The organism is Gemmatimonadota bacterium (assembly GCA_026706845.1).
Lineage (GTDB): Bacteria > Latescibacterota > UBA2968 > UBA2968 > UBA2968 > VXRD01.
Map to the genome: position 1 here is coordinate 22,289 of JAPOXY010000180.1, position 10,350 is coordinate 32,638.

At 51.6% G+C, this 10,350-nt stretch carries 9 protein-coding genes and 1 tRNA gene; 9 read left to right on the plus strand and 1 reads right to left on the minus strand.

The window, feature by feature from the left end:
• Positions 1-112 precede the first annotated feature (112 nt).
• Positions 113-189 (minus strand) — tRNA-Val (locus OXG87_16690).
• A 358-nt stretch (positions 190-547) separates the two neighbouring features.
• Between OXG87_16690 and OXG87_16695 the strand changes: the two genes are divergently transcribed.
• The 9 genes from OXG87_16695 to OXG87_16735 all read left to right on the plus strand — a co-directional run.
• Entirely contained in the window at positions 548-802 is a 255-nt protein-coding gene (locus OXG87_16695) for a DUF433 domain-containing protein (protein ID MCY3871190.1), read from the plus strand.
• 160 nt (positions 803-962) lie between these two features.
• Positions 963-2,390: a pectate lyase gene (locus OXG87_16700; protein ID MCY3871191.1), complete on the plus strand. Its 1,428-nt coding sequence runs from the start codon at positions 963-965 to the stop codon at positions 2,388-2,390.
• Positions 2,391-2,432: 42 nt separating this feature from the next.
• A complete protein-coding gene (locus OXG87_16705) occupies positions 2,433-3,896 on the plus strand; it encodes a sulfatase-like hydrolase/transferase (GenBank protein MCY3871192.1) in 1,464 nt (487 codons plus the stop codon).
• Between the two features lie 290 nt (positions 3,897-4,186).
• Positions 4,187-4,975 (plus strand): hypothetical protein, encoded by a 789-nt coding sequence (locus tag OXG87_16710; GenBank protein MCY3871193.1) that lies wholly within the window; start codon positions 4,187-4,189, stop codon positions 4,973-4,975.
• A gap of 69 nt (positions 4,976-5,044) precedes the next feature.
• Positions 5,045-6,775, plus strand: coding sequence for a thiamine pyrophosphate-binding protein (locus tag OXG87_16715; protein MCY3871194.1), 1,731 nt, complete (start codon positions 5,045-5,047; stop codon positions 6,773-6,775).
• 13 nt (positions 6,776-6,788) lie between these two features.
• The gene (locus OXG87_16720; protein ID MCY3871195.1) at positions 6,789-7,754 is read left to right on the plus strand and encodes a thiamine pyrophosphate-dependent dehydrogenase E1 component subunit alpha; all 966 of its coding nucleotides are present in this window, start codon (positions 6,789-6,791) and stop codon (positions 7,752-7,754) included.
• Between the two features lie 15 nt (positions 7,755-7,769).
• A complete protein-coding gene (locus tag OXG87_16725; GenBank protein MCY3871196.1) occupies positions 7,770-8,729 on the plus strand; it encodes an alpha-ketoacid dehydrogenase subunit beta in 960 nt (319 codons plus the stop codon).
• A gap of 87 nt (positions 8,730-8,816) precedes the next feature.
• Positions 8,817-9,815: a glycosyltransferase gene (locus tag OXG87_16730; protein MCY3871197.1), complete on the plus strand. Its 999-nt coding sequence runs from the start codon at positions 8,817-8,819 to the stop codon at positions 9,813-9,815.
• Between the two features lie 235 nt (positions 9,816-10,050).
• A partial coding sequence (locus tag OXG87_16735) for a protein kinase (protein ID MCY3871198.1) occupies positions 10,051-10,350 on the plus strand: 300 nt, incomplete at its 3' end.

Below are 10,350 nucleotides of genomic sequence, written 5' to 3' on the forward strand. Positions count from 1 at the left end.
GATCGACACTTCTGGATAGTTTGAGAAATCTCTGCTCAATCTCTATTAATTTTGGACACGACACTAAAGAAAAATGGGTTGCGCATAAATTAGCGTAACCCATTGTTTTTAATGGTGGGCGATACTGGACTTGAACCAGTGACCTCTTGCATGTCAAGCAAGCACTCTAACCACCTGAGCTAATCGCCCACCCAATTTAATTATTGTTTTTATGAGTTTCTGGAATGCTCTTTTTGAGGCCGTTTCTACAAAATCCGGAGATGTGTCCTCTAATTTTCCCGGAGAGTAGTATGTCCGTCCTCATTGGGTTTGAAATGTATATGAACCGAAGTCGAATGTCAAACGAAAAGGCGTCAAGGCCCAAAACTCTCTCTACAGATATTTTATATCGTTCATTTGGTCAATTGGTAGATTTTAGGTCCGGATTTTGTATCTTGGATGTGTACAATAACATGAGTATATTTTGTTCTAACTGGACTTGAACCGTTTTAGTGGATAACTTATCTCTTTTAGAGAAAGGAATTCAGAAACGGAGGGAAAGTGAAAGATGGATGAAAAAAAACTCTTGGAACGAATTACGATCAACCCGAAGATCTTTAGGGGTAAGCCTATTGTTCGAGGGCGTCGGCTTGCCGTTGAACATGTCCTTGGCATGCTCGCAGCAGGGGATACCCCCGAGGTGCTGCTTAAAGGTTATCCCTGGCTGACACATGAAGATATTCAGGCCTGCCTCCTGTATGCCCGAAAGGTGATTGGGCACGAGCGTGTTGAACCAATCCGACCTGCTTCTGCGGAAGTGTGACAAAAGAGTTTTCCGATAAGAGGGATAAAAGTGACGGGGAGACATTGACTTAGCGATGCCTCCCCGTTGATTTTTAAAGGAATCCCAATATGCAAATTTCACGTGGTGCTCTTGACGGTCATCGCCACCGCGCCCTTATCTCAACAGAAGGATTTGTGTTATGAAACCATCTATGTTTCTCACCATAGCTGCTTTTGTTTTCTCTACCGTTGGTGTGGCTCCGGGTGCCGAAGTCCCTGCGATCCCTGCGTTTCCCGGTGCCGAAGGAGCCGGTGCTCAAACCGTTGGTGGTCGAGGTGGTCGCGTCATTGAGGTTACCAATCTCAACGACAGTGGTCCTGGCAGCCTTCGCGCCGCCGTAGAAGCCACTGGGCCCCGCACCGTTGTCTTCCGAGTCGGCGGCACAATCCATCTTCGCAGTCCACTCAAGATCAGTGAGCCTTATATCACCATTGCTGGCCAGACCGCTCCTGGTGGGGGCATCTGCCTGGCCGACTATCAGCTCAGCATTGATGCCGACGAGGTTATTGTGCGCTTTCTGCGTGTTCGCCTTGGCGATACTTCGGAAAAAGATATGGACGCCATCGGCAGCCGGTATCATAAGAATATCATCATCGACCACTGTTCAGCCAGTTGGAGTGTAGATGAATGCGTTTCTCTCTATCGCGGAGAGAACGTCACCGTCCAATGGTGCCTGATCTCAGAAAGCCTCCGAGAATCGACGCACATAAAAGGTGCCCACGGCTTCGGTGGCATCTGGGGTGGCAAGCGCGCCAGTTACCATCACAACCTTCTGGCACACCACTCCAGCCGCAACCCGCGTATCGCAGGTGGTGAGCCCTTTGTCCAGCTTGTCGATCTGCGAAACAATGTCATCTATAACTGGGGCTACAACTCCTGCTACGGCGGCGAGGGCGATGTTCGCATCAATCTGGTCAACAATGTTTACAAACCCGGTCCTGCAACCCGCAAAAACGTGCGCGCCCGTCTCACCAACCCTTATGAAGGTGATGAAGGTCCCGAAGGGTTGGAGCGTTGGTGGGTCGCTGGAAATCTCGTTATGGGTGCTCCCGACGTCACTGCTGACAATTGGCTCGGCGTCCATCCCGGTAATGATCTTCCTATCAATCATTTTCGTGCCGACGGTCCTTTCGAGATCGCACCGATACATACGGATTCCGCCGCACGCGCTTACCAGCGCGTTCTGGAACACGTCGGTGCCATCCTCCCGAGCCGTGACACGTACGACAAACGTATCGTCGCCGAGGTAGAATTCGGCACGGCCACTTACGGTGGTTCGTATGGCGGAGGTTCAGGCATTATCGACTCCCAGAAAACGGTTGGTGGCTGGCCCGAATTGGCTTCCGGTCAACCACCTGCCGACACCGACCGCGATGGTATGCCTGATGTCTGGGAGAAACGTTATGCACTCAACCCGGCTGATCCTGCAGACGGCCCAAAAGACCGTGACAACGACGGCTATACCAATCTTGAGGAATATCTCAACGCTACAAATCCCACGGTTTATATTGATTATAGTGATCCGGCCAATAATCGCTTTAGTTGGGACATCGAATCGACCGAGTGAGCGTGTCAGTTCAAGCATTCGGGTTCTTTACTGGAGGTGTATATGTCAAAACCCAATATCGTTTTCATTTATTCGGATCAGCATCGCGGTGATGCGGTGGGGTGCGCCGGGCATCCAGTGATCAAAACACCACATCTGGATTGCCTGGGGTCCGAGGGAGTGGTGTTTAGTCAGTGTTATACCAATGGGCCGATTTGTATGCCTGCGCGAGCGACGATGATGACAGGGCAGTATGTGCGGGAACACGGTGTTTGGCAGAATATCGTTGAGGCCGATCAGCGCGGTCCCAGTCATGTGCGAAATGTACGCGACGCGGGCTATCATACTGCCTTGGTGGGCAAGACCCACTTATATACGCACACGGGCGGAACAAAAAGTCAGGAAAAGACGGCAATATTGGAAAATTGGGGGTTTGTAGATATTCAGGAGATGCACGGTCCACACGCATCGGGGGTGAACAAATCGCAGTATTCGGATTATCTCGAAGCATTGGGTTTGTGGGAGACGCATCGAGACTACGTGGTCAGGTCAAAAACGCGCCTGGAAGAGGGCAGGGCACGGGCCTGGGAAGATCCGCCCTGTCCATTGCCTTCTGAATGTCATCTGGATAGTTATACCGGGCGTACTGCTGCAGAATGGGTGCGCGATTACGATGGCGACAAGCCATTCTATCTGCAGGTGTTGTTTCCGGGGCCGCACAATCCCTTTGATTCGCCGCAGGAGTATCGGGATATGTACAGTATGGATGATATTCCTGTGGGTATTATGGATCTGCCCAAGGAACCGTATCCCAAATATATCGTGCGGTCGCTCTTTCGCGCTGGCGATGCCAAAACGATGACCGAAGAAGAGAAGAAACAACTGGTTATCAATTATTATGCAAAGATTACATTGATCGACAATGCGATTGGGGGTATTATCTCAGCTCTTGAGGCAAAGGGCATTTTGGATAATACCTGGATTATTTACAGTTCGGATCACGGTGAGATGGCAGGGGATCATCGGTTGAGCCACAAAGGGGTCTTTTACGATATGGCTGTACGGGTGCCTCTGGTTGTGCGTCCTCCGGGGGGACAGGCGGGGTGGACGTCTGAAGGATTGACGGATTGCCTGAATATCACGGCTACGGTTTTAGATGTTGCAGGGGCAGAGTCTTTGGAAAATAGTGATGGGGGTTCGTTTGTACCTCAGGTGTTGGCAGGTCCGGATGCCGATGGCGCTCAAAAGGGCAAAGACGCTGTGTTTAGTGAGGTCGATGGGTTTACGATGGTTTTTGATGGGCGATACAAGCTGGTGGTCGAGTCCGCGTCTGAGAAGCCGGTTGAGATGTACGATTGTCAAAATGATCCCTATGAACTTAACAATGTGTTTGAGGATCCCGATCTGGAATCTGTGCGGCGAGATTTGATTGAGACGCACTTGAGTGGGATTAGAGGCCGGTTGGACCGGGAGAAGCTCGAGTTTTACCGGGCGATCCCGGCAAAGACGTACTCTCCACCGGGATAAGCATTTCATTAAAAGTAAATTTGGACTTGACCCATTTGATTGGACAACGTATCTCTAAGTCGGAGCTACTAAAGGGACTCGCTGGTATCCAGGGCGACCGCCATCTGGAATTGCGTCAAAATAAAAAAAATAAACCAAAAAACGCAATCAATTACGCAATTAGACGCAATCAATTTTGTAAGTGTTTGTTTTATATAGATTTGAAAATAGAAAAAAATGGGTATAAAATGGGTATAAAATGCGTATAAAAAGTAAAAAAAATATATACAATAGTACAATTAGAGGCTATTATGGATGCGGTTCAGGTTGCCGATAGTATTACAAAGCTCGGCTCGCAGTTGCGGGGGACCGTTCTTGTTGCCGCTTCTCACGGGGGGCGGTATTGCGGGTATCTCGCAGCATTGGCTGGTCTTCGGGGCGTTATTTTTAACGATGCGGGTGTTGGGAAGGATAATGCGGGGATTGGGTCGCTTGATTATTTGCAAGGTCTCGGACTCGCTGCTGCCGCGATTGCACATACGTCTGCGCGTATTGGAGATGGAGCAGATATGCTCAAGCGCGGGCGCATCAGTTTTTGCAATGAGATAGCTAGTGCGCTTGGATGTGAAGAGGGGCAGGCTTGTCGAGAGGCTGCTGAGGTTTTGTGTAATGGTAAGCCATTTGGAGGAGATGTACCGGGCTACGAGGAATCGCGCTCTGTGTTGCAAGAGGTGCCTGTTCTTACGATTGCATGTGATTCTGCATCACTTGTTACGCCTGACGATGCAGGTGCATTTATTATTACGGGATCGCACGGAGGGTCGATTGCGGGCAGGCCCGATTATGGGATTGCAGCAGAGGCGAGGGGCGCGGTGTTTAATGATGCGGGGGTCGGTGTTGATCGGGCGGGTGTTCGGCGTCTTGAGATTCTGGATCGCGCCGATATTCCCGCGGGGACAGTGGATGCGATGACCGCCTGTATCGGCGATGCGGTTTCTGCATGGGAGAGTGGTGTTCTGTCGTATGTCAATTTACAGGCGGAAAGACGCGGTGTTAAAGCGGGGATGACGGTTCCGGAGTTTGGGGAAAGGCTTGTATAAAACCCCACCACCCAACGGGCGGGCACGGGGGCACCGCCCCTACATTATGTATTTGGATACGGAGTTTTTATGTCTTCAGTTGTACACATGAATGGCGGGCAGGCGCTCGCTGAGATGTTTCGCCTTCACAATCCGGCGCCTATGTTTGGCATGGGGGGCTTTCAACTTTTGCCTTTTTACGATGCGGTGCGCGAGTTGGGGCTTTCACATACGTTGATCAATGATGAGCGCTGTGGTATTTTTGCCGCCGATGCCTGGGCGCGCGTAACTGGACGTCCTGGTATATGCGATGGTACGCTGGGTCCCGGGGCGACGAATCTGGTTACGGGATTGGTGGAGTCTCTCAATGCGGGTGTTCCGCTTATTGTTGTTGTGGGCAATAGCAATCGCGAGCATTCGTGGAAGAATATGACGCAGGAGGCGCGTCAGACGGAGATTTTGGCGCCAGCCGCTAAGGCTCTTATTCGGATCGAGAGCGGCAATCGCATTCCCGAGCTTGTGCGACGCGCGTACGCTGTTGCCACATCCGGGCGACCGGGACCTGTTGTGCTGGATGTGCCCGAGGATATTGCACATGGGGAGTATGATTATTCCAAATCGGATTTTTTTGTGGATCCAGAAACGCTGAGCATTCCCGCACAGCGTTCGCGCCCGGGGCGAGACGCGGTTGCGCGCGCGGCGGAGCGATTGCGCGATGCCCGGCGGCCGATTATTCTCGCTGGCGGTGGTGTCCATCTTTCTGGGGCGTATTGTGAATTGCAGAGTTTTGCGGAGGCTTTTAGTATTCCAGTTGCGCAAACGCTGAGTGGCAAGGGTGCGATTCCCTGTATTCATCCGCTCAGCGTGGGGCTGTTCGGGCGCTGGTCTCGGATTGCTAACGATTTGATCGAGTCTGCAGATTGTATTCTGTCGGTTGGGTGCAAGATGGGCGAGATTGCCACGAAACGCTATGATTTGATTCCGCGCGATGTGCCTTTTATTCATCTCGATATTGTGGCTGAGGAAATTGGGCGCACCACGCCTGCTACCGTTTCACTCTGGGGCGATGCGGCTGAGGGCTTGCGCGATCTTCAGGCGTGTTTGTCCTCTGACCGGGTGGCGATACAGGAGGTGCGCGCGGCTTATTTGACCGAGGTCTCAGAGCGGATGGTTGCCTGGCGAGCCGAGGCGGAGCCGCGTTATGCGTCTGACGAAAGACCCGTCAATATGGCGCGGGTGGTGCGCGAGTTGCAAAACGCGATTCCCGAAGACGGTATTCTCGTTGTGGATGGTGGTTTTGCCGCGCATTGGACGGGTTTGCTTTACGATTCGACCCGGTCTGGGCGCACGTATATTGCCAATCGCGGATTTGCGTCTATTGGTTACGGGTTGCCGGGTACGATGGGCGCGCAACTCGCTGCGGGGGATTCTCCCGTTGTTGGTCTGACGGGAGATGCGGGGTTTAATATGGTGCTGGGCGAATTGGAGACAGCCCGGCGTCTTGAGCTTGGGTTTACCCTCGCTATTGTGAATAATGCGGCTTCGGGCTATGTCAAAGCGCTTCAGCACAATATGTATGCGGGGCGCTATCAGTCGAGTGATTTGAGCGAGACGGATTACGCGAATACAGCCCGCGCGCTTGGATGTCAGGGCATTCGGGTGGATGATCCCGAGGCGTTGCAAGGTGCTTTTGTCGAGGGTATTGCCAATCGCGATATTCCTACGATTATCGATGTTATTGTTACGAGAGATCCGTCAAAAATGTTGCCGGGCGTTGATAGCCGAACAGCGCCGGTTAAAAAGGGTGATAGGCCTGCATAGTGGAGATTATCTTATGGCTCTTACACAAGAGAAACAACTTGAGATGCTGCGGATTATGCAAACGATCCGGCGCTTTGAAGAGCGTGCGTCTGATGATTATCGCGCAGGGGATATTTACGGCGTGGTCCATTGTTACATCGGCGAGGAGGCCGTTGCTACGGGTGTCTGTGCCGCGCTCAATCCGGACGACCAGATTATCAGTACGCACCGGGGGCACGGGCATTGTATTGCCAAGGGCGCGGATTTGAAGCGTATGATGGCTGAGCTTTATGGGCGGGAGACGGGGTATTGCAAGGGCAAAGGGGGGTCGATGCATATTGCCGATTTTAGCATTGGGATGCTTGGTGCTAATGGCATTGTCGCAGGTGGCATACCGATTGTTACGGGTGCTGGCCTGGCCGCGCAGCTCGAGGGCAAGGGTCGCGTTGCGGTCTCGTTTTTTGGCGATGGGGCGTCAAATGCAGGTCCGTTTCACGAGTCGATCAATATCGCTGCGGCGTGGAAGTTGCCTATGATCTATGTTTGCGAGAACAATCTTTACGCGGCGAGCACCCCGGCGGCGAGTACGCTGGCGCATAGCGATGTTGCCGCGCGTGCCGCGGGGTACGATATCCCGGGCGTGGTTGTCGATGGGAATGATGTGATGGCGGTTTATGACGCGGCTCAGGAGGCTGTTGCCCGCGCGCGCAAGGGCGAGGGTCCCTCGCTGATCGAGTGTAAGACTTATCGCTGGCGAGGGCATACGGAGAGGGTTGGCGCGGCTGATCCAAGGCCGCAGAGCGAACTCCGCGCATGGAAGGATAGAGATCCCATTGAGCGATTTGTCGCGGGTCTGATGGATCAGGGTTGTATTACCCAGGAGGCGTGGCAAGAGATGGATGGTGAAATTCTCGCGGAGGTTGAAGCGTCGGTGCAATTTTCCAAAGAGAGTCCATTTCCAGATTTAGAAGCTGCCGTCGAAGATGTTTTTGCCGAGTGAGTCGAGGATAATACGATGAGAAAAATCTCTTATGCACAGGCCGGGATGGAAGCTCTTGTAGAAGAAATGAGGCGCGATCCAACGACGTTTCATCTGTCAACCGATGCGCCCGATGCGCTCGTCAAAGAGTTTGGGTCTGAGCGCGTGCGCGCTACGCCTATTGCCGAGGGCGCGCTTACGGGTATCGCTGTTGGTGCTGCCGGTTCTGGTTTCCGTCCGATTATTAACTGGAGTATGGTTACGTTTTCTTTTGTGGCGATGGACCAGATTGTGAATCAGGCAGCCAAAATCCACTATATGTTCGGGGGGCAGGTGAAATTCCCGATTACTTTCCGCACGTCGGTTGGAGGTGGCAGGCGGGTTGCGGCGCAGCACTCGCAGAGTCCGTATTCGATGTTTATGAATCTGGCTGGGTTGAAGATGATATTGCCTTCAACGCCTTATGATATGAAGGGGCTTCTCAAAACGGTTATTCGGGATGATAATCCCGTCATTTCTTTTGAGTCCAATCGCCTGATGGATTTTGCAGGCGAGGTTCCCGAAGAGTCTTATACCGTGCCTTTGGGCAAAGCAGATATTAAACGCGAGGGTACAGATGTCACGATTGTCGCGCTGGCCTGGCTGGTACACGAAGCGCTGGCGGCTGCGGAGGTGCTGGACAAGGAGGGGGTTTCCGTTGAGGTGCTGGATCCGCGCACGTTGGTGCCGCTCGATTGCGATGCTATTCGCGCGTCTGTGCAAAAGACCGGGCGGCTGGTTATTGCGGATGAGGCGGGTCCCACAGCAGGTGCTTCAGCCGAGATTGCCGCTGTGGCGACCGAAGATGTGGAGACTTTTGCAAAGATGAAGGCGCCCGTCAAACGCGTCTGCGCCCTCCATGTACCCATCCCTTACACGCCCCAGTTGGAAGATCACGTTTTTCCTGATCGAGATAATATTGTTGCAGGTGTTAGAGAAGTGATGAATGCCGGTTAGGAAAGCGGGGTAACATATTTAGACGAAATAAAAACCACGTCCTTAAGGCGTGGTTTTTTGTTCCGTTTTCTCAGGAGGTGTAGTTTGATGCTACCAAAATTTTCAGTGATTATTCCAACATATAATCGCGCGAACTATGTTGTGGAGGCTGTTGAGAGCGTTTTGCAACAGACGTATCAAGGTTTTGAACTCATTGTGGTGAACGATGGTTCTACGGATGATACGGCAGAGGTGATCAGGCGGTTTGGAGATCGGATTTGCTATGTTGAAAAGGCAAATGGCGGAAAGGCGTCTGCTGTGAATCTGGGGCTGAAATATGTGACGGGTGAGTATGTTTGGATTTTGGACGATGATGATATTGGGTTGCCAAATAAGCTCGAGTTGCACGCGGCGCAGTTTGCAGAAGATCCGGATTTGAAGTTTGTCTATACGGGCTATGAATTCATAGAGGGGGAGAGAAGCGATGTGCCCGTGCGGTCTTTTGAAGCGAGGATGCCGCCTATAGGCGATATGGTGATGTATTTGTTCGGGCGGTTTGAGTTGTGCAGTCCAACTGTGGTTGCCCATCGGTTGTGTTATGACAGGGTCGGCTGTTTTGACGAGCGTTTGATTCGCGGGCAAGATTACGATATGTGGATTCGCATTATACGCGCCGGGTTTAAGATAGGCGTGATTGAACAACCCACGCTTCGGTGTCGCAGGCATGAGGGTGATCGAGGTTCGGCGTCTGATCGCTTTTCCGCCAGCGATATTGCTGAGAAGAACCGGGAATATCTGGGGCTTATTGTTCAGAAGTTGTATTGGGAGTTGCCTTTGGAGGCTTTTTACAGTCGTTTGGCTCAAGATCCGCATGACCCGATTTTGATTATGAAGACCCTGTTGAGGCGTTTGTGGATAATGCCCCTGCCCGCACTACAGGACGAGGTGTTGCGCGATCTGGATATGCTGGAAACGCATGTCGAGCAGCATCGCCTGTCGTTTGATGACTCTGCCCACCGTTTTTTGATGAGTCTAAAAAATACAACAGAGCAAACTGTGCCTCATGTTGCCAAAAAGGTTGGAAAAATCATGAATTTGACGCATTGAAAAATATAATGATTGCTGGATAACCGGTTCGGCTATTTTAATTAAAAATAGACTTGTTCTCTCTAATAAGGGCGATATATTGTATTAGGACGATATATCGCTCTTATTATAATATACTGTTAATTAAGTAATTGATATTATGCCCATTCGAATATCACTTTGGAAACGGGGTTGCGAATGACTGCCCCGTAGTTACATCGTCGAACCTGTTGATCTGAAGAAAGTAGAAGAGGTCATGTTTAAAATCGGCACCATTCTCGATAAAAGATATCAAATCCAGGCGCACCTGGGAGCCGGGGGCATGGGAGAGGTGTATCGGGTGTTGGACCTGGAGCAAGACCGGGATTGCGCGCTTAAAATTTTGAATACAATGGTGGATCAGAAGGCTGTGTATCGTCGTTTTCATAGAGAGTTTCAGGTGTTGAACAGATTTCAGCATCCGCGCCTGGTCCGCACGTATGCCTGGGGCTTTGCCGAAGAGCGCCCCTATTTTACAATGGAATATTTGCCCGGGAAGACGTTGGAAAAAATAATT